This is a genomic window from Salinarimonas sp., assembly GCF_040111675.1.
Classification (GTDB): domain Bacteria; phylum Pseudomonadota; class Alphaproteobacteria; order Rhizobiales; family Beijerinckiaceae; genus Salinarimonas.
Genome location: NZ_CP157794.1, coordinates 1,808,266 through 1,832,075, shown reverse-complemented (window position 1 = coordinate 1,832,075; position 23,810 = coordinate 1,808,266). Strand labels below are relative to the sequence as shown.

The following is a 23,810-nucleotide window of genomic DNA, read 5'->3' as shown; positions in this document are numbered from 1 at the left end:
CCGAGAAAAGCCCCGGCGCGAAGCCGGGGCTTTCCGCTGGGGAGCCGCGGGTCATTGCGGCTCGATCAGCATCTCGGCCGGCGCCGCGGTCGCGTCGTCGTCGGCCAGGAGCCGGCGACGCTCCTGCACGCCGATCGCCGTTCTCGGCACGGCCGGAGCCATGTCGGTCACGGGCGGCGGCACGGCGCCGGTGGCCTCCACCTCGACGGGCCCGGTGGCCTGACGCTCGATCAGGAAGCCGGCCGGGGCGGCCGTGTCGTCGTCCGAGGTCGTCAGCCGCCGCCGCTCCTGCACGCCGATCGCCGTCCCGGGCACGGCCGGGGCCGCATCCACGATCGGATCGAGGCCGGCGCACTCGACGCGCGGATCCAGGCAGTCGATCACCTGCCGCTGACGCTCGACGAGCAAGCCGGCGGGCGCCGCCGTGTCGTCGTCCGAGGTGACGAGCCGTCGCCGCTCCTGGACGCCGATGGCGGTCTGGGGCACGGCCGGAGCCTTGTCGACGACGGGAGGCGGCGCCGCCTGCTGCGCGCTCGCCGGGGTCGCGACGAGCAAAGCCGCCGCACTCATCATGAGAATGCGATTCATGAGCTTGCTCCTTCTCTCTCGTTTACGCCACGGATACTCGCGACGCCTATGAGTTCAAAGACGAGCGCCCGCCCGTGTTCCGTCGCGCGTGGTTTTTTCAGCCCGCCGTCCGTTCCGGCTGACAGAGTCGACCCTGCGCGTCCAAGCCACTGATTTCGAGGGTCTTTCTGGACGACACCGAGCGCGGATCAGCGGCGCGCCGGAGGCCCCGGGCTCATCGGCTCGCGGTAGCGTGAATACTCGTGATCGCGAACAGACGCTGTCGTGGCGTCGAGGGGGCGCCTCGACGCCATGGCATGGTCCGTGCCGAGGCGCTGCGGTGCGGGTCGCGAACGGGCGCGGTCGTGTCGGATTCACGCGTCTGTCGCGGGTGCCGAGCCGGCATTGTCACGGTCGGTCGAGCGTGGTCCGCGCGTCTCGATGCCGACGAGCCCGACGCAGCACCGGTGGCCATGCGCTTCTCCGCCTTCAGCCTCGCCCGCAACGCTCTGAGGAGCCTCGACACCTGGACGCCGCATTGGCGCGACGCGGCGCCGAAGCCGGCCTACGACGTGGTCGTCGTCGGCGGCGGCGGGCACGGGCTCGCCACGGCCTACTACCTCGCCCGGGAGTTCGGGGTGGCGAACGTCGCCGTGCTCGAGAAGGGCTGGATCGGCGGCGGCAACGTCGGCCGCAACACGACGATCGTGCGGTCCAACTACATGCTGCCGGGGAACGTCCCGTTCTACGAGCTCTCGATGAAGCTGTGGGAGCGGCTGGAGCAGGACATCAACTACAACGCCATGGTCAGCCAGCGCGGCGTCCTGAACCTCTACCATTCCGATGCGCAGCGCGACGCCTACGCCCGGCGTGGCAACGCCATGCGTCTGCACGGCGTCGACGCCGAGCTCCTCGACCGCGAGGGCGTACGCCGGCTGGCGCCTTTCCTCGACTTCGACAACGCGCGCTTTCCCGTCCAGGGCGGGCTGTTGCAGCGCCGCGGCGGCACCGTCCGGCACGATGCCGTCGCCTGGGGATACGCCCGCGCCGCCGACGCGCGCGGCGTCGACATCGTCCAGAATTGCGAGGTCACGGGCTTCCTGCGCGAGGGCGACGCCGTCGTCGGCGTGGAGACCACGCGCGGACCGATCCGCGCCGGCAAGGTGGGGCTCGCCGCCGCGGGCCATTCCTCGCGCGTCGCGGCGCTCGCCGGCCTGCGCCTGCCGATCGAGAGCCACGTGCTGCAGGCCTTCGTCAGCGAGGGGCTCAAGCCCCTGATCGACGGCGTCGTCACCTTCGGCGCCGGGCACTTCTACGTCAGCCAGTCCGACAAGGGCGGGCTCGTCTTCGGCGGCGACATCGACGGGTACAATTCCTACGCCCAGCGCGGCAACCTGCCCGTGATCGAGGACGTGATGGAATGCGGCATGGCGCTGTGGCCCGGGCTCGGCCGGCTGCGGCTGCTGCGCCATTGGGGCGGCGTCATGGACATGTCGATGGACGGCTCGCCGATCATCGACGCGACCCCGCTCGAGGGTCTCTACCTCAATGCCGGCTGGTGCTACGGCGGGTTCAAGGCGACGCCGGCCTCCGGGCTGTGCTTCGCCCACCTGATCGCGCGCGACGCGCCGCACCCCGCCGCCGCCGCCTACCGGCTGGATCGCTTCGCCTCGGGGCGGGTGATCGACGAGAAGGGCCAGGGCGCCCAGCCGAACCTCCACTGAGAGCGAGAGCCATGCGCATCCCCTGCCCCCATTGCGGCGCGCGCGACGTCCAGGAATTCTCCTATCTCGGCGACGCGTCCGCGGCCCGGCCCGCCGCGGACGCGTCCCTCGACGCCGTCGCCGAGGCGGTCTATCTGCGCGACAATCCCGCCGGGCCGCATCGGGAGCTCTGGTATCACGCGAGCGGCTGCCGGGCCTGGCTCGTCGTGACCCGCGACACCGCCTGCCACGCCATCCACGCCGTCGAGACCGCCCGTGCAGCGGCGGCCGCGCGCGACCTCACGGCGGGGGCGGTGCGATGAACGCCCTCTCCGGATCCTTCGTCGCCGAGCCCGTCGGCCAGTCGCGCCGTCTGCCCGCCGGCGGGCTCGTCGACCGCACCGCGCCGATCGCCTTCGCCTTCGACGGGCGGACCTATCGCGGCTTTTCCGGCGACACGCTCGCCTCCGCGCTGATCGCGAGCGGGGTCGACCTCGTCGGGCGCTCCTTCAAGTACCACCGCCCGCGTGGAATCCTCACCGCCGGGCCGGAAGAGCCGAACGCGCTGGTCGAGCTGCGCGCGGGCGCCCGCCGGGAGCCCAACACCCGCGCGACCGTCGTCGAGCTGTTCGACGGCCTGTCGGCCGCGAGCCAGAACCGCTGGCCGAGCCTGCGCTTCGACCTGATGGCGGCGAACGGGCTGCTCTCGCCCGTCCTCGGCGCGGGCTTCTACTACAAGACCTTCATGTGGCCCGCCGCCTTCTGGGAGAAGGTCTACGAGCCCCTCATCCGCCGCGCCGCGGGCCTCGGGCGCGCGGCCGATGCGCCGGACCCGGACCATTACGAGAAGGCGATCGCCTTCTGCGACGTGCTGGTGATCGGCTCGGGGCCCGCGGGGCTCGCCGCCGCGCTCGCCGCCGGTCGCGCCGGCGCGCGGGTGATCCTGGCGGAGGAGGATTTCCGCTTCGGCGGTCGGCTGCTCGCCGAGCGCCGCGAGATCGCCGGGCGTCCGGCCACGGACTGGGCGGCGGACGCGCTCGCCGAACTCGCGAGCCTGCCCGAGGTGCGGCTGATGCCGCGCACGACGATCTTCGGCGCCTACGACCACGGCGTCTACGGCGCTGTCGAGCGCGTCGCGGACCACCTGCCCGTGCCCCCGCCGCACACGCCGCGCCTGCGCGCCTGGCGCATCGTGGCGAAGCGCGCGGTTTTGGCGGCCGGGGCCGTCGAGAGGCCGATCGTGTTTCCCGGCAACGATCGCCCGGGCGTCATGCTCGCCTCGGCGGCGCGGACCTATCTCAACCGCTTCGCCGTCGCGCCGCACGCGCGCCCGGTCCTGTTCACCACGAGCGACGACGGCTGGCGGAGCGCGGCGGATCTCGTCGCGGCCGGCGGTTCCCTCGCGGCCATCGTCGACGCGCGCGTGGAGATCGACCCCGCCCTCGTCGCCCGGGCGAAGGCGTGGGCGGCGGAGCTCGTCCTCGGCGGGCGCGTCGTCGCGACCCACGGCCGGCCTCGCGTCCGCGCGATCGACATTCTCGACGGCTCCGGCCGCAGCCGGCGCGTCGCCTGCGACGGCGTTCTCGTCGCGAACGGCTGGAACCCGATGCTGGCGCTCACCTGCCATCAGGGTGCGCGGCCGGTCTTCGACGAGCGGATCGCGGCCTTCGTACCGGGCGCGCCGCCGCCGGGCATGGCGGTCGCCGGCGCCGCCGCGGGGCGGCTCACCCTCGCCGAGGCTCTCGCCGACGGCGCGCGCCTCGGCGCCGAGGCCGCGATCGAGACGGGCTTTTCGGCGCGCGCGCCCGAGCTCCCCTCCTGCGATCCGGAGCAGGAGGCCCATACGCCGCTCTGGCGCGTTTCCGCGAAAGGCCGCTCAAAGGGGAAGGCCTTCGTGGACCTGCAGAACGACGTCACCGCCGACGACGTCGCCCTCGCCCACGCCGAGGGCTTCCGCGCGGTGGAGCATCTCAAGCGCTACACCACGCTCGGCATGGCGACGGACCAGGGCAAGACGGCCAACGTGCCGGGCCTCGCCATCATGGCCGAGCTGACGGGGCGGTCGATCCCGCAGACCGGCACGACGATGTTCCGCCCGCCGGTGACGCCGGTCGCGATCGGCGCGCTCGCGGGTCATCACCGCGGCCGGGACTTCCGCCCCACGCGGCTGACGCCCTCCCACGCCTGGGCGGCCGAGCAGGGGGCGGTCTTCGTCGAGAGCGGGCCGTGGCTGCGGGCGCAGTACTTCCCCCGCGCCGGCGAGCGCGACTGGCTCGAGACCGTCTGCCGCGAGGTGCGCACCGCCCGCGAGGCGGTGGGCGTCTGCGATGTCTCCACCCTCGGCAAGATCGACATCCAGGGCGCCGACGCCGCCGCCTTCCTCGACCGGGTGTACGCCAACACCTTCTCCACGCTTGCCGTCGGCAAGGCGCGCTACGGGCTGATGCTGCGCGAGGACGGCTTCGTCATGGACGACGGCACGACGGCGCGGCTGTCGGATACGCATTACGTCATGACGACGACGACGGCGAACGCGGCCAAGGTGATGGCGCATCTCGAGCTGTGCGCGCAGTGGCACTGGCCCGGGCTCGACGTGCGTCTCGCTTCCGTCACCGAGGCCTGGGCCCAGTTCTCCGTCGCGGGCCCACGCTCGCGCGACACGCTGCGCGGCGTGGTCGATCCCGGCCACGACCTCTCCGACGAGGCGCTGCCCTACATGGGCGCGCGGGCGGTGAGCGTCGGCGGCGGCATCCCGGCGCGGATCTTCCGCCTGTCCTTCTCCGGCGAGCGCGCCTACGAGATCGCGGTCCCCGCCCAGTACGGCGACGCGGCGATCCGCGCCATCGCGGCGGCCGGGGCGCCCTACGGCATCGCGCCCTACGGCACCGAGGCGCTCGGCGTGATGCGCATCGAGAAGGGCCACGCCGCGGGGCCGGAGCTCGACGGCCGCACGACGGCCCACGATCTCGGCCTCGGGCGGATGGTGTCGAAGAAGAAGGATTTCGTCGGCCGCGCTCTCGCCGCCCGTCCGGCCCTCACCGATCCGGGCCGGGCGTCTCTCGTCGGCCTCGTCCCGGTCGAGGCGGGCGCACGGCTGCGGGCGGGCGCGCATATCGTGCCCGAGGGCGTCGTCGCTGGCGCGGACACCGATCAGGGCTGGGTGACCTCCGTCGCCTTCTCGCCGACGCTGGGGCATTGGATCGGCCTCGCCATGGTCGAGAACGGCCCCGCCCGCCACGGCGAGATCGTCCGCGCCGTCGATCCCGTCCGCGACGGCGACACGCCGGTGCGGCTCACCGATCCCGTCTTCGTCGACAAGGAAGGCGTGCGTCTCCATGCCTGAGAACCTCTCCCCCGCCGTCGCTCCGTCCTGGACGCCGACGCATCCCCTCGCGGACCTCGCCGCGAAGAGCGATCCGATCGGCTCCGGCGCGCCCGGCGTCGTGCTCACGCCCCTCGCACCGGGCCGGATGACGCTCCTCGTCGCGCGCGCCGACGCGCAGGTGGCGGCCGCGGCGAGCCTCGCCGCGTCGCTCGGCCTCGCGCCGCCGGAGCCCGGCGAGGTCTCCCGGGACGCGGATCGGCGTCTGGTCTGGACCGGGCCGGGGCAATGGCTCCTCGTCGCCGAGAGCGCGGCGCCGCTTGCGCCGCTCGACGAGGCGCTCGTCTCCGTGAGCGACCAGACCGGGGCGCGCGTCCTCGTGCGCGTCTCGGGCCCGCGCGCCGCGGACGCGCTCGCCAAGGGGCTTCTCGTCGACCTGCATCCGCGCGCCTTCGGGCCGGCAGCCGCCGCGACGACGACGATGGCGCATCTCGGCGTGCTCGTCTGGCGCGAGGCGGACGGGTTCGTCCTCGCGGGGGGGCGCTCCACCGCCGCCGACCTGTGGCGCTTCCTGGTCGCCTCGGCCGCGGGGCTCGGCCTCGCGGTCGAGCGCGGTTGAGCGCGACGCCTCAGAAGGACAGGCGCAGATTGCTCGTCGCCCGCGCCGAGCAGGCGAGCACGTAGCCCTGGGCCTCCTCGCGGGGGCTCAGTCCCCCCTGGTGGCGCATCGCGACCGTGCCCTCCTCGAGGCGCACCCGGCAGGTGCCGCACAGGCCCTGGCCGCAGCCGCAGGGGATGACCACGCCCTGGCGGGCCGCCGCCTGCATCAGGGTCTCGCCCGGCCCGGCCGAGAAGACCTTCGCCCCGAGCCCGACGGAGAAGGCCGGACCCGCGTCTTCGCCGACGACGGAGGCCGCGTCGCCGGCGGGCTCCGGCGCCGGCGCGAAGCGCTCCACGTGCAGCCGGGCCGGATCGCCGCCCTCGGCGGCGTGGATCACGCGCAGCGCCTGCATGAAGCCCTCCGGCCCGCAGACGAAGACGTCCCGGCGGGCGAGATCGGGCGCCAGCACCGACATCAGCCGCCGCGAGATCCGGCCGGTGAAGCCGAACCAGCCGGGGCTCGGGCGGGTCACCACGACGCGGGCGTCGAGGCGCGGCATGGCCGCCTGCAGGCGCGCGATCTCGGCGGCGAACAGCACGTTGTCCGGCGTGCGCGCGACGTGGATCCAGATCGCGTCGGTCTCCGGCGCGTCCTCGGCGAGCGCGCGCAGCATGGCGAGCATCGGCGTCGCGCCCGATCCGGCGGAGACGAAGGCGACCCCACGCACGGCGCCCTCGCGCCGCGCGAGCGTGAAGCTCCCGTGCGGGCCGCGCGCCTCGAGCGCCAGCCCGGGCGCGGCGTTCGCATGGAGCCATCGCGTCGCGCGCCCATGCGGCTGCGCCTTCGCGGTGATCTCGATGCGGTCGCGGGTCCGCGACGCGCCGGAAATCGTGAAGGTGCGGTGGAGCACCTCGCCGTCCACCGGCACCGCCAGGGTGACGGCCTGACCCGGCGCATGCGCGAGAGCGCTCCCGTCCGCGGCGGCGAAAACGAACGTGAGGACGTCCGCCGTCTCCCGCCGCGTCTCCACGCAGACGAGAGAGAGCGCGCGCGGCTCGGCCCCGGCGAGATCGGGGGCCTCTTCGAGGACGTCGGGGGCTGGGGCGATTCCGGCGGCCATGGGTTCACTCGGCCGCTTCGAGGCGCGACGCGGGGGCGCCGAACCGGTCCGCGAGCCGGCCCGCGTACCAGTCCGCGAAATTGGCCAGCATGAACTCCGAGGGCGCGTAGGGTCCGGGCTCGTAGGCGCGCGAGAGGATGCCGCGATGGTTGTTCTCGGCGAGCACGCGATCCTGGTCGTTCGTCGCCGTCCAGACCGCCGTCAGGCGCTCCAGGTCGTAGTCGACGCCCTCGACCGCGTCCTCGTGCACGAGCCAGGTGGTGCGCACCTCCGTCCGATCGGCGGAGAGCGGCGTCACCCGGAAATGCAGGATGTGGTCGGCGAGGAAATGGTGCCAGGCGTTGGGCGCGCGGAACATCCGCACCGAGCCGAGATCCGGATCGGTGAAGTCGCCGAGCAGCTTGCGGCAGGCCGGCCCGCCGTCGAGCGTGAAGGACACGCCGCCCTCGTTGAACGGCAGGCGGATGCAGCGGAACTCGACGCCGCCGTCCGCCGGCGCATGCGGCAGGCCGAGCGCGTCCCAGCGCGCGCGGGCGCCGCTCATCAGCCGGTCGAACTGCGCCGTCGCGCGCGGATCGTCGGGGAGCGCGAACTCGACGAGGGTGACGAGGAGCTCGGGATGATTCGCCGCGCAATGGTAGCACTCGCGATTGTTCTCGATGACGAGCTTCCAGTTCGCCTCCTCGACGATGATGGAGACGTGCGCGACCTTGGTCCGGTCCGGCCGATGCGGGGCGATGTAGGGCTCCACCGCCGCGCGGAAGCGCTCGATCGAGGGCGGCTCCTCGGCGACGCAGACGTAGACGAGGCCGGCGATCACGGTGCAGTGCGCGGGCTTGAGCCCGTAGCCCGACGGATCGAAGTCGGTGGGCATCTGCCGGGCGTCGAGAAGGCGGCCGTCGAGCTCGTAGACCCACTGGTGATAGGGGCACACCAGCCGGTTGGCGTGGCCCTTCTCGCCGAGGCAGAGGCGCGAGCCGCGATGGCGGCAGGTATTGTGGAAGGCCCGCACCGCGCCGTCGCGGTCGCGCAGCACGACGACCGAGGCGCCGGCGATGCGCAGCGTCAGCCAGTCGCCGGGCTCGGCGATCTCGCAGGCATTGCACGCGAACAGCCATTCGGCGGCGAACACCGCCTCCTCGTCGACGCGAAACAGCGCCTCGTCGACGTAGAAATCGCGCGGCAGGCTGAAACCGGGGCGCCTCTCGGCGACGAGCGCGCGCACGCGGTCCTGGAGTGATGCGTCGATCATGCGGGGGCGTATCCGGGGAGGGCTTCGAGCGGTCCTCATGATGCGTCGCCCGCGGCCGCGGCGCGCGCGCGATTGCGACGGGGCCGCGCGCGTTTTGCGACACGCGCGGCGCGGACCCGGAAGCCGGACCCGGGATCGCGGCCGGCGTCGCATTCGCGACCGGGCGCGTCGCAATCCGCACCCAGCGCGGCGGCGGGCTGCGGCAGGCTTCGCGGCATCGACCTTCCGGCCGCCGCGCCGGCATCATCGGAGCGCACGATGTCCCTTCCCGCCAAGGCCCGCTACGTCGTCATCGGCGCGGGCATCCACGGCCTGTCCACCGCCTACCACCTCGCCCTGCAGCTGAAGGCCCGCGGCCGCGGCGCGGAGGCGGACATCGTCGTGCTCGACAAGGACGGCGTCGCCGCCGGCGCCTCCGGCATCGCCTGCGGCGTCGTGCGCAACAACTACTTCCAGCCCGCCATGCGCGAGCTGATGGCGCATTCGGTCGAGTGCTGGGAGCGCGACGCCGAGACCTACCATTACCATTCCGTCGGCTACATGCAGATCAGCCCCGAATCCATGCGCGAGGGCGTGACGACGATCTACGAGCAGCAGCGGGCGATCGGCTACGACAGCGTCTTCGTCGAGGGCGCCGCCGACAGCGCGCGCTACATGACCGGCCTCTTCGACGATTGGCAGGCGCGGGGCATCACCTCGGTGCTGCACGAGAAGCGCGGCGGCTACGCCAACAACGTCGCCTCGATGCGCGGCCTCGCCATGAAGGCGCGCGACGAGGGCGTGCGCATCATCGAGGGCGTGCGGGTCACGGGCTTCTCCTTCGACAGCGGATCGCAGGCGATCGCGGCGGTGGAGACCGACCGCGGGACCATCGCCTGCGACTACGTGGTCGTCGGCGTCGGGCCGTGGGTCCGGGATCTCTGGTCGATGCTGGAGCTGCCGGAGACCGTCGACATCCGCGGCCGCGACGGGGCGCTGCATCGCGACATCCCGATGTGGCGCTTCTGGCAGCTGGAGGAAGGCGTGCTCAAGGTGCCGCCGGACTTCCTGAAGACGAACGACGGCGCCATGCCGCCGGTGCTCCACGTCGACACCGACGAGCCGCTCTACTCGGTCACCACGGGCAAGCTGATCACCGAGGAGATGTGGGGCATCTACTACAAGCCCGATTTCGCCTTCAACGGCGTGCAGGGCGGCGCCATGCCCTACAAGGTCGACAAGCCGGTCGGCGAGGTCGCCCTCGATCCCTACGGCCCGAGCTCGACCGAGTTCGTCGCCTCCGACGCCTTCCGGGACATGTGGACCTCGGCCCTGGCCTTCTGCCACAAGCGCTTCGAGGACAAGGCGGCGCTCTATCACGACGAGAACTCGGGCGGGCTCGGCTGCTTCACGCCGGATTCCTTCCCGATCTTTGACGTGTTTCGCGAGAACTGCTACGTCATCGCGGATTCGAACCACGGCTACAAGATGATCGGGGTGGGCGAGCTGGTCGCCGGGGAGGTTCTGGGCGGCGAGAGCGCGCTCCTCGCGCCGTTCCGCCATGCGCGCTACGCGCGCGGCGAGCTCCACCCCGTCTCGAAGAGCCCGTTCCCGTGGAGCTGAGCGTCGCGAGGGAGACGTCGGTTGGATCGCGGCGCTGACATCGTCGAGCAGACGATCGTGTTCCTCCTGGTGCCGGGGCTGTCGATGATGAGCCTCGCATCGGCCGTCGAGCCGCTGCGGGCGCTCAACCGGCTCGTCGGCGCGGACGCCTACCGCTGGCGCCTGGCATCGCTCGACGGCGCGCCGGTGGCGGCCTCGAACGGCATCCCGCTCCCGGCGGAGCCGCTCGAGTCCGCGCTGGACGAGGCGAGCGCGCTCTTCGTCTGCGGGGGGCTGCGCATCCAGCTCCCGGACGAGCGCGCCTACCTCGCCGCGCTGCGCAAGGCGGCGCGCCGGCCCATCGCGATCGGATCGCTGTCGACGGGCGCGTATCTCCTCGCCCGCGCGGGGCTCCTCGACGGCTACCGCTGTACCATCCACTGGGAGAACCGCCCCGCCTTCCGCGAGGAGTTTCCCGATCTCGCCTGCTCGGCCGCCGTGTTCGAGATCGACCGCGAGCGGCTGACCTGCTCGGGCGGAACGGCCGCGATGGACATGATGCTGCAGCTGATCGCCGATCGCTTCGGCGCGGATCACGCCCGCTTCGTCGCCAACCAGTTCCACCACGACCGCATCCGCGCCTCCGCCGACGAGCAGCGGGGCGGCGCGCAGGAGGCGCTCGCGCTGCTGCCGCCGAAGCTGCGCCAGGCGATCGCGCTGATGCAGCGGCAGATCGAGGCGCCGGTGCCGCTCCCCGCCATCGCCAAGCGCGTGGGCCTGAGCCCGCGCCAGCTGGAGCGCCTGTTCCTGCGCAATTGCGGCATGACCCCGCTGCGCTACTACATGCAGCTGCGCATCGAGCGGGCGCGCGAGCTGCTGCTCTATTCCGACCGGCCGGTCATCGAGGTCGCGATCGCGGCGGGCTTCACCTCCACCTCCCACTTCGCCAGCTGGTACAAGCGCCTGTGCGGCATGCGCCCCTCGGATGCACGCAAGGCTCCGTCCCGCGCGCGGGCGAGCCGTCCGGAGCGTCAGATCAGCGACGCGTCGGAATTCGATCCGACGACGTCGTAATCGCGACGAGCGCCGCGCCACGTTCTCCGGAATATGCGTCATCGCGACGCCGCCTCGAGCGTCCTTCCCGAGGGGTTCCGGGCATGGAGACGCTGCTCTTCATCAACGACAACTGGGCCCTGATCGGCCGGCTGACGCTGGAGCACGTCTCCATGGTCGCCGTCGCGGTGGGGATCGCGATCCTCACCGGCGTGCCGCTCGGCGTCGCGATCACCCAGTCCAAGGCCGCCGCCGACGCGGTTCTCTACGTCGCGGCCATCGTGATGACGATCCCGTCCATCGCGCTGTTCGGGCTCCTGATCCCGATCCTCTCCAAGATCGGCCACGGCATCGGCTACGTCCCGGCCGTGATCGCGCTCGTGCTCTATTCGCAGCTGCCGATCATCCGCAACACCTACACCGCGATCATGAACGTCGACCCCGCCCTGCGCGAGGCCGCGCGCGGCATGGGCATGACGGGGCTCGAGCGGCTCGCGCGGGTGGAGCTGCCCATCGCGGTGCCGGTGATCTTCTCGGGCGTGCGCAACGCCGTGGTGCTCACGATCGCGATCGGGGCCATCGCCACCTACATCGGCGCGGGCGGGCTCGGCACCTTCATCTCGCGCGGCATCTCCCAGACCGACGTGCGCCAGCTCCTCACCGGCGCGATCGCCGTGAGCGTGCTCGCCATCCTCGCCGACCAGGCCCTGCTCGCCCTGCAGCGCGCCCTGACCTCCCCCGGCCTTCGCAGCTGAGCCCCGCCATGATCCGCCTCGACCGCGTCACCAAGATGTTCGGCTCCGTCAAGGCGGTCGACGCCGTGGACATGGAGGTCCCCGAAGGCGCCGTGTGCGTCCTGCTCGGGCCCTCCGGCTGCGGCAAGACCACCACGATGAAGATGATCAACCGGTTGATCCCGCCCACCTCCGGGTCGATCCGCATCGGCGGGCGGGACACGGCCGAGATCGACGAGGTCAAGCTGCGCCGCTCGATCGGCTACGTCATCCAGCAGATCGGCCTGTTCCCGAACAAGACCGTCGAGGACAACATCTGCGTCGTGCCGGACCTGCTGAGCTGGGACCGAACGTCCTCGCGCCGGCGGGCGGCGGAGCTGCTCGAGATGGTCAATCTCGATCCGGCCGTCTACCTCAAGCGCTATCCCAAGGAACTCTCCGGCGGACAGCAGCAGCGCGTCGGCGTGGTGCGCGCCCTCGCCGCCGATCCGCCGGTGCTCCTGATGGACGAGCCCTTCGGCGCCATCGACCCGATCAACCGCGAGGTGATCCAGGACGAGTTCATGAAGCTGCAGGCGCAGCTGAAGAAGACCGTCGTGTTCGTCAGCCACGACATCGACGAGGCGGTGAAGATGGGCACCCACGTCGCCATCTTCCGCGACGGGCGCCTGATCCAGTACGACGCGCCCGACACGATCCTGGCGCACCCGATCGATTCCTTCGTCGCCGATTTCGTCGGCGCCGACCGCACGCTCAAGCGGCTGCGCCTGATCCGGGTCGAGGACGCGGTGGCGCGCGACGGGCCCGTCGTGCGCGGCGAGGACACGTTGGAGACCGCCCGCGCGCTGATGGCCGAGCACGGCCACGTCAGCATCGTCATGGTCGGCCCGCGCGGGCGCGCCCGCGGCATGGTCCGGCGCGAGGCCTGCGACCGCAAGGGGCTCGTCTCCGAGCACCACGAGAAGCTCCCCGCCACCGTGAGGCTCGGCGACGACCTGCGCACCGCCGTCTCGCTGATGTTCACGCACGACGTCACCTGGCTCGCCGTCGTCGACGACGACGGCTTCTACAAGGGCACCGTCACCCAGCGAGGCATCACCCATCTCCTCGGCGCGACCTACAGGAACGCCTGAGCCATGGCCCCCGCGCTCGCCTCCTCCCTGCGGCTCGCCCTGGTGATCGGCGCCTTCGCAGCCGGCGCGCTCGCCTGGGCGAGCGGGCTCCTGCCCGGGATCCTGCGCTGGCAGGAGGACATCGTCTATCTCGCCGGCCAGCACCTCCAGCTGATGGCGATCTCCGGTGCGCTCGCGATCCTCGTCGGCGTGCCGATCGGCGTCCTGCTCACCCGCGAGCGCTTCCGCGGCGCCGCCGACGCGATCACGCAGGTGGTCTCGCTCGGCACCACGATCCCGACTCTGGCGCTGCTCGCGCTCGCCATGACGGTCGTGGGCATCGGCGCGCCGGCGGCGATCGTGGGACTGTTCGTGCTCACGCTGCTTCCCGTCGTGCTCAATACGATGGCGGGCCTGCGCATGGTTCCGCCGCACCTGGTCGAGGCCGCCCGCGGCATGGGCATGACGCCGTGGCGCACCCTCGTCGCGGTGGAATTGCCCAACGCGCTCTTCGTGATCTTCGCCGGCATCCGCACGGCGCTCACCATCAACGTCGGCACGGTGCCGCTCGCCTTCCTCGTCGGGGGCGGCGGCCTGGGGGAGCTGATCTTCACGGGCATCGACCTGATGGACCCGTCGATGCTCCTCGCCGGCGCGATACCGACGGCGCTGCTCGCCGTCTGCGTGGATCTCGCGGTGGGCCAGGCTCAGCTCTGGCTCGTCCCGCGGGGCGTGAATCCGCTGCGCTAGACGTTATGACCGTGGTGCGAGGGGCGGCCCGCCCTTAGCCTTTGCGAGCTTGAGCTTAACGGGGGTTGCTCGGGATCGCCGAGCCGAGCCCCAAGCAAAGGAGGGCGGACCATGGGAGAGGATAGCACCGTCTTCGTCGGTGTCGACGTCGCGAAGGAGAAGCACGCGGTCGCCGTGGCCGAAGGCGGCCGGACCGGCGAGGTGCGCTACCTCGGCGAGATCGAGGCGACGCCGGCGGCGGTCGAGCGCCTGGTGCGCAAGCTTGAGAAGAAATACGGGCGCCTGCACGTCTGCTACGAGGCCGGCCCGACCGGCTACGGGCTGCACCGGCAGATCACCGCGATGGGGCACGTCTGCGAGGTCGTGGCGCCCTCGCTGATCCCCAAGCGTCCCGGCGAGCGGGTGAAGACGAACCGGCGCGATGCGGTCACCTTGGCGCGTCTGCTGCGCGCCGGCGAGTTGACGGGCATCTGGGTGCCCGACGACGTGCACGAGGCGATGCGCGATCTGGTCCGCGCCCGCGAAGCGGCGAGCGAGGACCTGCGCAAGAAGCGCCAGCAGCTGCAATCCTTCCTGCTGCGCCACGGCCGGATCTTCACGGGCCGGAAGCGCTGGAGCGCCGCCCACAGGCGCTGGCTCGCCGCCCAGAAGTTCGAGCATTCCGCCCAGCAGATCGTCTTCCAGGATCACGTCGACGCCGAGCGCGATGCCGGTGAGCGGCTCGAGCGCTTCGATGCCCATATCGAGGAGCTGGTGCCGTCCTGGTCGATGGCGCCGCTGGTCGCCGCCTACCAGGCGATGCGCGGCGTCTCGCTCCTCGTCGCCGCCACCTTCGCCGTCGAGGTCGGGGACGTGCGCCGCTTCGACGACCCGCGCCAGCTCATGGCCTTCCTCGGGCTGGTGCCCTCCGAGCGCTCGACGGGCGAGAGCGTGAAGCGCGGCGCGCTCACGCTCGCCGGCAATCGTCGGGCCAGGCGTGTCCTGGTCGAGGGCGCCTGGAGCTATCGCCACCCGGCGCGCGTCACCGAGACGATCCGAAGGCGTCTGGAGAACCTGCCCAAGGCCGTGCGCGACATCGCCTGGAAGGCGCAGGTCCGCCTGAGCAAGCGCTACCGCCGGATGACGACGGGCGGCAAGAAGGCGCCCGTCGTGACCGCGGCGATCGCCCGCGAGATGGCCGCCTTCCTCTGGGCGATCGGCCGCGAGGTCGAGCCGCGCCAGGCCGCGTGACGGAGGTCGACGATGATGATGACACCGCTCGCTCGGCCGACGACATCGATGTCTCGAGCCCCACCGAGATCGTGACCGCTGACGACAATCGCGGCAGCGAGGCGACGGGACGGCTACGGTGGGGAACTCCCGTATGCTCTATGTGGCCGAGCACCAGCTCGACGCCCGACGCTAGACAGGGATGGCCCGAGACGGATTACGGAAGTGCGGTAACCAACCCGCGGATAAGAGCTTGATCGACCGTCGTCTTCAGGACCGTCCCGTCACCTCGCTGCCGACTGGCAATCTCACCCTGCGCAAAGGCGCGGGCCCGAGCCGCTCGACTACCACCCTTGACCACGGTCATAAGAGAGCATCGTCCCACCGGTCGGTGGACGCGACGATGCTCAGCGAGCGGGCGATGGCGCCCGAACGGCGCCGTTTCGAGAATCGAGGGGAACGACAATGCGGATCAAGGGTCTGTTCAGGATCGCGGCGCTCGCGACCGGCCTGGTGGCCGGCGCGGGCGCGGCCTCGGCGGCGGAGATCGTCGTCGGCGGCAAGAACTTCACCGAGCAGCAGCTGATGGCGGAGATGACGAGCCGCCTGCTCGCCGAGAACGGCTTTTCCGTCGACAAGCGCGCCGGCCTCGGCACCGCGCCGCTGCGCCAGGCCCAGGAGGCCGGCCAGATCGACGTCTACTGGGAGTACACCGGGACCTCGCTCATCACCTTCAACAAGGTCGAGGAGCGCATGGACGCCGCGCAGACCTACGAGACCGTCAAGCGGCTCGACGCGGAGAAGGGCCTCGTCTGGCTCGATCCGTCGGCCGCCAACAACACCTACGCCTTCGCCATGCGCCGCGCCGACGCCGAGGAGAAGGGCATCGCCGCCATCTCCGATCTCGCCGGCAAGGTCAATGCGGGCGAGGACGTCAGCTTCGCCTCGAACGCCGAGTTCTACGCGCGCGCCGACGGGCTCGGCCCGCTGGAGGAGACCTACGGCTTCTCCTTCGGTCGCGCCAACATCGTGCGCATGGATACGGGCCTCGTCTATCAGGCGCTGCGCGACGAGCAGGTCGACGTCGGGCTCGTCTTCGCCACCGACGGGCGCATCCCGGCCTTCGACTTCGTCGTGCTCGCCGACGATCTCGGCTACTTCCCGGCCTACGCCCTGACGCCCGTCGTGCGCGCCGAGACGCTCGAGGCCAACCCGTCGCTGGCCGATCTCCTCAACGCGCTCTCGGCCGAGCTCGACGACGCCACGATGGCCCGCCTCAACGCCGCGGTCGACGTGGACAAGCGCTCGGTCGAGGACGTAGCGGCCTCGTTCTTGCAAGAGGAGGGCTTGATCTGACCGCGGACGCGGTTCGATCGAAGATCGGCCTTACGGGCGGCGCGTGGTGCGCCGCCCCTTTCGAAAGCTTCGCCCATGCGCGCGCTTCGTCTCGCCGCCGCCCAGTTCGAGGCCCGTGCCGGGGACGTTCCCGGTAACCTCGCGGCCCATCTCGCCTGGATCGAGGACGCGCGGCGCGAGAGCGTCGATCTCCTCCTGTTTCCGGAGCTGTCGCTCACCGACTACCAGCTCTCCTTCGACGTGCTCGCGCTGGCGCTGTCGGCGGACGCGCCGGAGCTCCAGGAGCTCGCCGCCGCGGCCGGCGACATGCACGTCTCCGTCGGCTTCGTCGAGGAGAGCCACGGCGGCGTCTTCTACGCCTCCCAGGCGCTTCTGCACGGCGGCCGGGTGCTCTGCGTCCACCGCAAGACCTCGCTCGCCAATTACGGCCGGCTCGCGGACGCGAAGCATTTCGGCCGCGGCGGGGGCTCGCGCTGCGTCGATCTCGGCGGGCCCTGGCGCCTCGCCACCATGATCTGCGCCGATACCTGGAACCCGGCGCTGCCCTGGCTCGCCGCGCTCGAGGGCGCGACGGTCTTCGCCGTTCCGGTCGCCTCGGCGACGGACGCGGTGGGCGACGATTTCGCCAACGACATCGGCTGGGACGTCAACCTGCGCCATTGCGCGCTCACCTACGGCCTGCCGGTGGTGATGGCGAACCATTGCGGCGCACGCGAGGGGGTGCGCTTCTGGGGGGGCTCCTGCATTCTCGACGCGCGCGGCAGGATCCTGGCGAAGGCGGGCGCCGAGCCGCAGCTCGTCGTCGCCGACGTCTCCTACGCCGACGTGCGCCGCGCCCGCGCGCTGCTGCCGACGGTGCGCGACGCGGACCTGCGTCTGGTCGAACGCCGCATCCGGCGACTTCTCGAGCGCGACGAGGCCTGACGGCCCTCTCGCGATCTCCCAGGAAGCCTGTCGCGACCGGGTCGGCCGGTCCGCGCGTCTCGAACCGGGCACGTTCCTGTTCTACGAGACCGGGATGACGCGCCCGCTCCGGGTGAACCGATCGCCGCGCCGCACCGGAAAGCGTTCTCGGTGCGCCAGGACGAGCGCGTCGCCTGCCGGGAGCCGTTCGCCGGCGGGAGGAACAACGCCGCCCGATCGAGGAGGAGGACACCCCGGTGAAGATCAAGTTCTACGCCCATGCGAGCTTCCGCCTGGAGGGCGACGGCCTGTCGGTGGTGACCGACCCCTACACGCCCGGCCCGGGCAAGTCGGGCTTCGATCCGATCGAGGAGCCGGCGGACATCGTGATCATGAGCTCGGCCACCGACGCCTTCCACTCCGACCCGAGCCACGTCGGCGGCGACCCCGTCGTGGTCGACGCGCTGGCGCTGCCGCCGGAGGGCGCGACGGTGTCGGGGCTGACGATCCGCTCGTATCCGGCGATGGAGAGCATGACCTTCGACTACGGGCGCGACCCGGACGCGAACGCGCTCTACCACTTCACCCTGGGCGGCGTCCGCGTGCTGCACATGGGCGACATCGGCAATCCCATGGAGCCGGCGCATCTCGAGGCGCTGGCCGGGCGGGTCGACCTGCTCCTCGCGCTGACCGGCGCGCACGCGACGATCGCGCTCGACGATCTCGACGCCGCCATCGCGGCGATCCGGCCACGGGCGATCATCCCGATGCACTATCACAGCCCGCGCGGCGTGCTCCCGATAGAGCCGGTGGACACCTTCCTCGCGCGGCGACCGCCGGAGACGATCACCCGCATCGGCGGTCCGGAGATGGAGCTCACGCCGCAGACGCTGCCGGAGGGCGCGCCGCACGTCTACGTGCTCGAGCAATCGCGCTGAGGGGTCCGGGCGGCGGTGCGGGCGTTCCGCTCCACCGCCCCCGGGCGCCGGGCCGCGCTCCCGTCAGCCGCTCCCCGCGCCGGCGGTCGCTCGCGCAGGCGGGCCGCCTCGCGCCAGGACGGCGACCGCGATCCAGAAGGCGAGGCGGAGGATCAGCGCGGCGAGGGTGCGCGTCTCCCATGGCTCCCCGGCGGCGACGTGCCAGAGAAAGTAGGCGGTCAGGACGGCGAGCGCGCCGGCGAGGAGACCGGCGAGCGCCCTGCCCCAGGGTCTCGCGAGAAAGACGCCGATCCCGGCGAGCACGTAGACGAAGCCGGAGAGGAAGTTGAACCACAGCACCGCGGGGACGATGGCGCCCGCGGCGCTGCGGGTCTCCTCGGGACCGAACAGCACCGCGCCGCCGGAGAACAGCGTCGTCAGGCCGAAGACGACGGCGACGCCGCCGAGAATCCGGTTCCGGGTCATGGTCTTTCCTTCGTCTCGACGCGCGCGGCGCCGAAATCGCCGAGGATCGCGTAGAAGGCGGGGAGCACGAGCAGGATCAGGACGGTCGAGGCGAGGAGGCCGAAGACCACCGAGATCACCAGCGGCTTGAGCGTCTGGGCCTGGGTGCTGGTCTCGAGCAGGAGCGGCGCCAATCCCATGATCGTGGTCGACACGGACACGAAGATCGGCCGAAAGCGCGCCCGCGCGGCCGCCCCCGCCGCTTCGGCCATCGACAGGCCGTCGGCGACACGCTCGCGGGTCACGTGCACGAGCAGGATCGCGTTGTTGACGACGATCCCGGCGAGGGACGCGGTGCCGACGAGCGAGGGCATGGAGATGTCGAAGCCCGTCAGGACGTGGCCCCAGATCGCGCCGATGAAGGCGAGCGGGATCGCCGCCATCACGATCAACGGCTCCAGATAGCTGCGGAAGCCGTAGGACAGCACCACGAAGATCCCGACGAGCCCGATCAGGAACCCGCGCAGGATGGAGGCGACGGTCTCCGCCGAGTTCGCGCTCTGGCCCCCGACCGCGAAGCGCACCCCCGGCGTCTCCCGCACGAGCTCCGGCAGGAACTCTTCCGTCAGCGCTCGCACGATCGCGTCCGCATTGCCGCGGCGGACGTCGACGTCGGCCTGCACGGTGATCGTGCGCACGCCGTCGACATGCGTCACGGCCGACCATCCCCGCGCCTCCTCGATCCGCGCCACCGTCGAGAGCGGCACGCTCGCGCCGTCCGGCAGGGCCACGGTGAAATCCTCGAGATCCGCGCGCGCGTCACGATCCCGCCCCGCCTGCACGATCTCGATCTCGTGCGCGACGTCGCCCTCGCGCACCGTCGCGACGGTGGTTCCGAGAAAGGCGGCGCGCAGCTGCCCCGCGACGTCCGACGCGGTGAGCCCGAGCGCCTCCGCGCCGGGCGCGAGGGTCAGCCGCAATTCGGGCCTGCCGGGGCGCAGGTCGACCGAGGCGTTGCGCACCCCGCGATAGCGCACGAGCTCGGCGAGCGTCGCCCGGGCCGCGCCGTGCAGCACGTCGAGATCCGGGCCCGACAGGCGCAGCTCCACGGCGACGCCCTGCGGGCCGATGCCCGGCTCCGCCAGGACGAGAGAGCTCACGCCCGGAACCGGGCCGATCGCCGTGCGCCAGCGCGCGATCAGCTCGTCGAGGGCGATGGTGCGCGTCTCGGCGCTCAGGAGATCGGCGGAGACGGTGGCCACGTGCGCGCCGCTCTCCCCGGCCGCCGGGTTGTAGTTGAAGCGGGTGATGGTTCGCACGACGAGCGGCCGCTCACCGGGCTGCGCGGGCGTCAGCGCGCGATCGACCTCGGCGAGCGCCGCGACGACGTCGTCGGCGACCTCCCGGGTGCGGGCGAGCGGCGTGCCCTGCGGCATCAGGATGCGGGCCTCGAGCACGTCGCCGTCGACGTCCGGCATCGCCTCGCGCTTCACCACGCCGCCCGCGACGGCGCCGGCGGTCCCGATGACGGCCGCGATCGCGAGGCCGGCGACAAGATAGCGCCGGGCGATGGCGAGGTCGGCCATCCGGCCGACGCCCCGCTCGCGGATCGTCTCGAAGGCCGCCTCGAAGCGCCGCCGCGCCGCGGACGTCCTCTGCTCGCCGCCCTTCAGCGCATGGAGGAGGTGATGCGGCAGGATGTAGAAGGCCTCGACGAGGCTCGCCGCGAGAGCGGCGACGAGGACGGCGGGCAGGACCTCGAGCACCGCGCCGAGCTCGCCGGCGAGGAACGCGAGCGGGGCGAACACGGCGACGGTCGTCAGAAACGAGGACGCGACGCCGGGCGCGACCGCGCGCACGCCCTCGACGACGGCGTCGAGCGTCACGCCGTCACGGGCGACGGAGACGGCCACGGAATCCGAGATCACGATCGAATCGTCCATCACGATCCCGATCGCCATCAGAAGCGCGACGAGCGTCATCATGTTCAGCGACAGCCCGAGCAGCGCCATGGCGACGAAGGCCCCGAGCATCGCGACGGGAAGCCCCATCGCGGCCCAGAGCGCGTAGCGCGGCCGGAAGAAGGCGCTCATCACGACGAGGACGAGCACGAGGCCGATCGCGCCGTTCTCGACCAGCATGGCGAGCCGATCGCGCACGATGCTGGTCGTGTCCTGCACCACCTCGAGCCCGAGCGCGTCGGGACGCGCCGCGTCCTCCGCCGCGACGAGAGCCGTCAGGCTCTCGAGGGCGCGCAGCGCGTCCGCCTCGAGCGGCTTGTGCACGGCGAGCAGGACCGCGCGCTGCCCATTCACGAAAGCCTGCTCCTCCGCGGGCGCGTAGTCTTCGGTGATCGTGGCGATCTCGCCGAGCGTCAGCACGCCGCCGCCGGGCGGGCTGAGGACGGGGATGCGGCCGAGGGCGCGCGCGCTGCGCCGTTCCTCGGTGAAGCGCAGGCGTACGTCCGCGGCCGGCGTCTCGAGCGTGCCCGCCGGCAGGTCGACGTTCTGCGCCGCGATCGTCGCGGCGAGACCCGCCGCCGTCAGGCCGTGCTGCGCGAGCACGGCCCGCGGAACCTCCACCCGGAGCTGGCGCGTGCCGATCCCGCTCACGTCCACGCGCGCCACCTCCGGCAGGGCCGCGATCCGGTCGCGCAGGTCGAGGGCGACGCGGTCGAGATCCCGCGCCGGCAGGTCGCCCCGGATCGCCACGGAGGCGACGGGATCGGTGCGGTGCAGCTCGCGCACCTCCGGCGCCTCGGCGCGCTCCGGGAGGTCGTCGATCGCCGCGACCTCGGTGCGCAGGTCGCCGAGGAACCGCAGGGCGTCCCCGCCGGCGCGCATCGTCGCCACGGCGCGCGCCCGGTTGTCCTGGGCGACGCAGGTCATCTCCTCCAGGCCTTCCAGGCTCTGCAGCGCGTTCCAGAGCGGCCGGCAGACCGCGTCCTCGACATCCCCCGCCGCCGCGCCGCGGTAGACGACGACGACCTCCGCCTCGACCGGACGGAAATCGGGAAAGGTCTCCCGCTTCAGCCCGGGCGCGGCGAAGATCCCGGCCGCGACGAAGAGGACGAGCAGCAGGTTCGCGGCGGTCGGATGAGCGGCGAACCAGCGGATCACGGCGCATCCTCCGCGGCCGCCAGCGGCGTGCCCGGGATCGCGGGCGCGAGGTCGTCGAGGACGACGACCTCTCCCTCGCGAAGGCCGTCGGTCAGCACCGCGCGTCCGTCCTGGCGGAAGGCGACCGCGACCTTCCGGACCACGAGGCGCCCGTCGTCGTCGCGGACGTAGACCGTGTCGCCGCGATGGACCGCCTCCTCCGGCACCACGACCTGCGGCGGGAACGGCCGCCCGGTCAGCGTCGCCTCGACGTACATGTTCGGGACGAGGGGAAGCCGCACGGGCGGCGCGGCGCCGGCATAGGGATCGTCGACGCTCACCACGACCTGGACGGACCGCGCGCGCGGGTCGAGCGCGCCCTCGACCCGGGTGACGCGCCCCTGCCAGACCTGGCTCGGGTCGGCGACGAGACGCAGCTCGGCCTCGATGTGCTCGGCCGGCCCGTGCCGGAGCGCGCCCAGCGGGTCGAGCGCGTCCTCGCCGATCGAGCCGAGCAGGCGCACGAAGGCGTCGAGCGGCACCTTCGCCACGACTTCCGCCTGCGCCACCCCGTCGCCGGTGGCGAGCCGCTGGCCGACGTTCACGAACTGGAAGCGCTCGATCTCGACCGTCCGGACTCGGATATCCATCGGGGCGGCGATCTCGGTATGCGCGAGGTCCCGGCGCGCACGGGCGAGCGCCGCCTCGACCCGCTCGGCCTGCGCGGCGAGGCGATCGCGCCGCGAGGGCAGGAGAGCGAGCGCATTGCGCAGCTCGGCGACCGTGCGGCGGATCTGGAGCGTCGCGCGCTCCTGCTCGTCGAGGCGCGCCTGCGGCAGGGTTCCCCGCTCGACCAGCTGCCGGACCCGCCCGAGATCCTCTTCCGCCAGCGCGAGCCGCTCCTCCTCGAGCGCGAGGATGCGGCGCGTATTCTCCTCCTCGGCGTCGAGCTGCGCCGCCTCGGCCGAGAGGGCGGAGAGGTCGGCCTCGGCCTGGGCGATAGCGAGGCGGTAGTCGGACGGGTCGATCTCGAGAACCGTCGTACCCTCGGCGATCATGCGGCCGGGCTCGAGATCGGGGTGGCGGAAGACGACCTCGCCGCTCACCTCGGCCACCGCGGTCCAGGTCTCGCTCGCGCGCGCGTCGCCCCAGCCGCGCGCCACGGGGCGGACCGCCTCCCTTTCGGCGACGGCGGTGCGCACCGGCACGGCGACGGCGGCGGCGTCCTCGCGCTCGGGACCGGGAGCGCGCGAGACGAGCACGACCGCCACGCCGGCGGCGACCAGAATCGGCGCGAGGAAATGGGCGAGGCCGAGCCGTTTCATCGGGCGTCTCCCCCGTCGGCGTTCATCAGCGCGAGCTGGCGGCGCGCGAGGCGCGAGCCCTCGGCGGCGAGGTCGAAGCCTCGCGCGCTGACCGACCAGCGCACGACCAGTCCCTGGACGAGCGCGATGGTGAGGAAGGCGACGTCCTGCGGATCGACGTCCGCGCGCAGGGCGCCCTCGGCGCGCGCCTTCTCCGCCAGCTCCGCGATCGTGCGGTGGAACCGGTCGAGAAGGCCGTGGAAGATCGTGCGCAGCCCCTCGTTACGGACGTGCAGCTCCCGGGAGAACAGGATCGCCGGGATCGCCGGCGTGCCCTGAACGAGCCGCAGCTGAGCCTCGATCAGTGCTTGAATCTCGTCGAGCGGCGTCGCCGCGCCGTCGCGCGCGGCCTGCCAGCGCGCCTCCATCATCGCCCCGATGCGCTGCGCCACCGCCTCCCAGAGGTCCTGCTTCCTCGGAAAATGGCGGAAGATCCCGGGCTGCGTCAGCCCCACGGCGTCGGCGACGGCTTCGGTCGAGAGCCGTTCCGGCCCGACGGCGTCGGCGAGGTCCAGCGCCGCGTCGACGATCTCGGTCTTGCGGACGTCCGCTGGCTTACGGGAGCGCATCTCGATACCCTTGTTAGTGAGCACTCACTCACTTAACCGCTCGTGCGCCGATGTCAACGCGGCGCCGGCGGAGGCGGCTCTGTGCGACGCCGGCTCGGCGCCGCCCATCATGAGCCGATCGGCCGATCTCGCCT

The 23,810-nt window shown here is 72.3% G+C and carries 20 protein-coding genes; 13 read left to right on the top strand and 7 right to left on the bottom strand.

Annotated features, from left to right (window positions below; translation table 11 throughout):
• Positions 1-51: 51 nt before the first annotated feature.
• Positions 52-588 carry a hypothetical protein gene (locus ABL310_RS08525; RefSeq protein WP_349371247.1) on the bottom strand — a complete coding sequence of 179 codons (537 nt, stop codon included), beginning with the start codon at positions 586-588 and terminating at the stop codon, positions 52-54.
• A 452-nt stretch (positions 589-1,040) separates the two neighbouring features.
• Here ABL310_RS08525 and ABL310_RS08520 point away from each other — a divergent pair, with 452 nt between their 5' ends.
• Genes ABL310_RS08520 through ABL310_RS08505 form a run of 4 tightly spaced genes read left to right on the top strand, consistent with a single transcriptional unit; the run spans position 1,041 to position 6,211 of the window.
• Positions 1,041-2,291 (top strand): sarcosine oxidase subunit beta family protein, encoded by a 1,251-nt coding sequence (locus ABL310_RS08520; RefSeq protein WP_349372024.1) that lies wholly within the window; start codon positions 1,041-1,043, stop codon positions 2,289-2,291.
• Between the two features lie 11 nt (positions 2,292-2,302).
• The gene (locus ABL310_RS08515; RefSeq protein WP_349371246.1) at positions 2,303-2,593 is read left to right on the top strand and encodes a sarcosine oxidase subunit delta; all 291 of its coding nucleotides are present in this window, start codon (positions 2,303-2,305) and stop codon (positions 2,591-2,593) included.
• Positions 2,590-5,613, top strand: a complete 3,024-nt coding sequence (locus tag ABL310_RS08510) for a sarcosine oxidase subunit alpha family protein (RefSeq protein ID WP_349371245.1) — start codon at positions 2,590-2,592, stop codon at positions 5,611-5,613. Before ABL310_RS08515 ends, ABL310_RS08510 begins: the two co-directional genes overlap by 4 nt.
• Positions 5,606-6,211 (top strand): sarcosine oxidase subunit gamma, encoded by a 606-nt coding sequence (locus tag ABL310_RS08505; RefSeq protein WP_349371244.1) that lies wholly within the window; start codon positions 5,606-5,608, stop codon positions 6,209-6,211. Before ABL310_RS08510 ends, ABL310_RS08505 begins: the two co-directional genes overlap by 8 nt.
• Positions 6,212-6,221: 10 nt before the next feature.
• On the opposite strand, the gene ABL310_RS08500 is transcribed toward ABL310_RS08505, so the two are convergent.
• Both ABL310_RS08500 and ABL310_RS08495 read right to left on the bottom strand, forming a co-directional pair.
• The gene (locus ABL310_RS08500; protein ID WP_349371243.1) at positions 6,222-7,313 is read right to left on the bottom strand and encodes an iron-sulfur cluster-binding domain-containing protein; all 1,092 of its coding nucleotides are present in this window, start codon (positions 7,311-7,313) and stop codon (positions 6,222-6,224) included.
• Between the two features lie 4 nt (positions 7,314-7,317).
• A complete protein-coding gene (locus tag ABL310_RS08495) occupies positions 7,318-8,565 on the bottom strand; it encodes an aromatic ring-hydroxylating dioxygenase subunit alpha (RefSeq protein WP_349371242.1) in 1,248 nt (415 codons plus the stop codon).
• A 258-nt stretch (positions 8,566-8,823) separates the two neighbouring features.
• On the opposite strand from ABL310_RS08495, the gene ABL310_RS08490 reads away from it, so the two are divergent.
• From ABL310_RS08490 to ABL310_RS08450, 9 genes are all read left to right on the top strand, one after another.
• The gene (locus tag ABL310_RS08490) at positions 8,824-10,167 is read left to right on the top strand and encodes an FAD-binding oxidoreductase (protein ID WP_349371241.1); all 1,344 of its coding nucleotides are present in this window, start codon (positions 8,824-8,826) and stop codon (positions 10,165-10,167) included.
• 21 nt (positions 10,168-10,188) lie between these two features.
• Complete coding sequence (locus tag ABL310_RS08485; RefSeq protein WP_349371240.1) at positions 10,189-11,220, top strand: GlxA family transcriptional regulator; 1,032 nt, start codon at positions 10,189-10,191, stop codon at positions 11,218-11,220.
• 83 nt (positions 11,221-11,303) lie between these two features.
• On the top strand, positions 11,304-11,954 hold the full coding sequence (locus ABL310_RS08480; protein ID WP_349371239.1) for an ABC transporter permease: 651 nt from the start codon (positions 11,304-11,306) through the stop codon (positions 11,952-11,954).
• An 8-nt stretch (positions 11,955-11,962) separates the two neighbouring features.
• Positions 11,963-13,066: an ABC transporter ATP-binding protein gene (locus tag ABL310_RS08475; protein WP_349371238.1), complete on the top strand. Its 1,104-nt coding sequence runs from the start codon at positions 11,963-11,965 to the stop codon at positions 13,064-13,066.
• Between the two features lie 3 nt (positions 13,067-13,069).
• Positions 13,070-13,795 (top strand): ABC transporter permease, encoded by a 726-nt coding sequence (locus ABL310_RS08470; RefSeq protein ID WP_349371237.1) that lies wholly within the window; start codon positions 13,070-13,072, stop codon positions 13,793-13,795.
• 111 nt (positions 13,796-13,906) lie between these two features.
• Positions 13,907-15,025: an IS110 family transposase gene (locus tag ABL310_RS08465; protein ID WP_349368220.1), complete on the top strand. Its 1,119-nt coding sequence runs from the start codon at positions 13,907-13,909 to the stop codon at positions 15,023-15,025.
• 444 nt (positions 15,026-15,469) lie between these two features.
• Entirely contained in the window at positions 15,470-16,360 is an 891-nt protein-coding gene (locus ABL310_RS08460; RefSeq protein ID WP_349371236.1) for a glycine betaine ABC transporter substrate-binding protein, read from the top strand.
• 75 nt (positions 16,361-16,435) lie between these two features.
• Positions 16,436-17,284, top strand: coding sequence for a nitrilase-related carbon-nitrogen hydrolase (locus ABL310_RS08455; protein ID WP_349371235.1), 849 nt, complete (start codon positions 16,436-16,438; stop codon positions 17,282-17,284).
• 236 nt (positions 17,285-17,520) lie between these two features.
• Positions 17,521-18,201: an MBL fold metallo-hydrolase gene (locus ABL310_RS08450; RefSeq protein WP_349371234.1), complete on the top strand. Its 681-nt coding sequence runs from the start codon at positions 17,521-17,523 to the stop codon at positions 18,199-18,201.
• Positions 18,202-18,264: 63 nt separating this feature from the next.
• Here ABL310_RS08450 and ABL310_RS08445 read toward each other — a convergent pair whose 3' ends face one another.
• The 4 genes from ABL310_RS08445 to ABL310_RS08430 are packed head-to-tail and all read right to left on the bottom strand — an operon-like array spanning position 18,265 to position 23,676.
• On the bottom strand, positions 18,265-18,666 hold the full coding sequence (locus ABL310_RS08445) for a hypothetical protein (protein ID WP_349371233.1): 402 nt from the start codon (positions 18,664-18,666) through the stop codon (positions 18,265-18,267).
• On the bottom strand, positions 18,663-21,764 hold the full coding sequence (locus ABL310_RS08440; RefSeq protein WP_349371232.1) for an efflux RND transporter permease subunit: 3,102 nt from the start codon (positions 21,762-21,764) through the stop codon (positions 18,663-18,665). Before ABL310_RS08440 ends, ABL310_RS08445 begins: the two co-directional genes overlap by 4 nt.
• Complete coding sequence (locus ABL310_RS08435; protein WP_349371231.1) at positions 21,761-23,068, bottom strand: hypothetical protein; 1,308 nt, start codon at positions 23,066-23,068, stop codon at positions 21,761-21,763. The genes ABL310_RS08440 and ABL310_RS08435 overlap by 4 nt, the downstream gene beginning before the upstream one ends.
• A complete protein-coding gene (locus tag ABL310_RS08430; RefSeq protein ID WP_349371230.1) occupies positions 23,065-23,676 on the bottom strand; it encodes a TetR/AcrR family transcriptional regulator in 612 nt (203 codons plus the stop codon). The genes ABL310_RS08435 and ABL310_RS08430 overlap by 4 nt, the downstream gene beginning before the upstream one ends.
• Between the last annotated feature and the right edge of the window lie 134 nt (positions 23,677-23,810).

Coding starts and splice junctions, on each gene's coding strand:
- ABL310_RS08470 (WP_349371237.1), top strand. CDS start 13,070: ATGGCCCCCGCGCTCGCCTCCTCCCTGCGGCTCGCCCTGGTGATCGGC.
- ABL310_RS08465 (WP_349368220.1), top strand. CDS start 13,907: ATGGGAGAGGATAGCACCGTCTTCGTCGGTGTCGACGTCGCGAAGGAG.
- ABL310_RS08475 (WP_349371238.1), top strand. CDS start 11,963: ATGATCCGCCTCGACCGCGTCACCAAGATGTTCGGCTCCGTCAAGGCG.
- ABL310_RS08490 (WP_349371241.1), top strand. CDS start 8,824: ATGTCCCTTCCCGCCAAGGCCCGCTACGTCGTCATCGGCGCGGGCATC.
- ABL310_RS08525 (WP_349371247.1), bottom strand. CDS start 588: ATGAATCGCATTCTCATGATGAGTGCGGCGGCTTTGCTCGTCGCGACC.
- ABL310_RS08515 (WP_349371246.1), top strand. CDS start 2,303: ATGCGCATCCCCTGCCCCCATTGCGGCGCGCGCGACGTCCAGGAATTC.
- ABL310_RS08505 (WP_349371244.1), top strand. CDS start 5,606: ATGCCTGAGAACCTCTCCCCCGCCGTCGCTCCGTCCTGGACGCCGACG.
- ABL310_RS08445 (WP_349371233.1), bottom strand. CDS start 18,666: ATGACCCGGAACCGGATTCTCGGCGGCGTCGCCGTCGTCTTCGGCCTG.
- ABL310_RS08500 (WP_349371243.1), bottom strand. CDS start 7,313: ATGGCCGCCGGAATCGCCCCAGCCCCCGACGTCCTCGAAGAGGCCCCC.
- ABL310_RS08460 (WP_349371236.1), top strand. CDS start 15,470: ATGCGGATCAAGGGTCTGTTCAGGATCGCGGCGCTCGCGACCGGCCTG.
- ABL310_RS08455 (WP_349371235.1), top strand. CDS start 16,436: ATGCGCGCGCTTCGTCTCGCCGCCGCCCAGTTCGAGGCCCGTGCCGGG.
- ABL310_RS08480 (WP_349371239.1), top strand. CDS start 11,304: ATGGAGACGCTGCTCTTCATCAACGACAACTGGGCCCTGATCGGCCGG.
- ABL310_RS08520 (WP_349372024.1), top strand. CDS start 1,041: ATGCGCTTCTCCGCCTTCAGCCTCGCCCGCAACGCTCTGAGGAGCCTC.
- ABL310_RS08435 (WP_349371231.1), bottom strand. CDS start 23,068: ATGAAACGGCTCGGCCTCGCCCATTTCCTCGCGCCGATTCTGGTCGCC.
- ABL310_RS08430 (WP_349371230.1), bottom strand. CDS start 23,676: ATGCGCTCCCGTAAGCCAGCGGACGTCCGCAAGACCGAGATCGTCGAC.
- ABL310_RS08495 (WP_349371242.1), bottom strand. CDS start 8,565: ATGATCGACGCATCACTCCAGGACCGCGTGCGCGCGCTCGTCGCCGAG.
- ABL310_RS08510 (WP_349371245.1), top strand. CDS start 2,590: ATGAACGCCCTCTCCGGATCCTTCGTCGCCGAGCCCGTCGGCCAGTCG.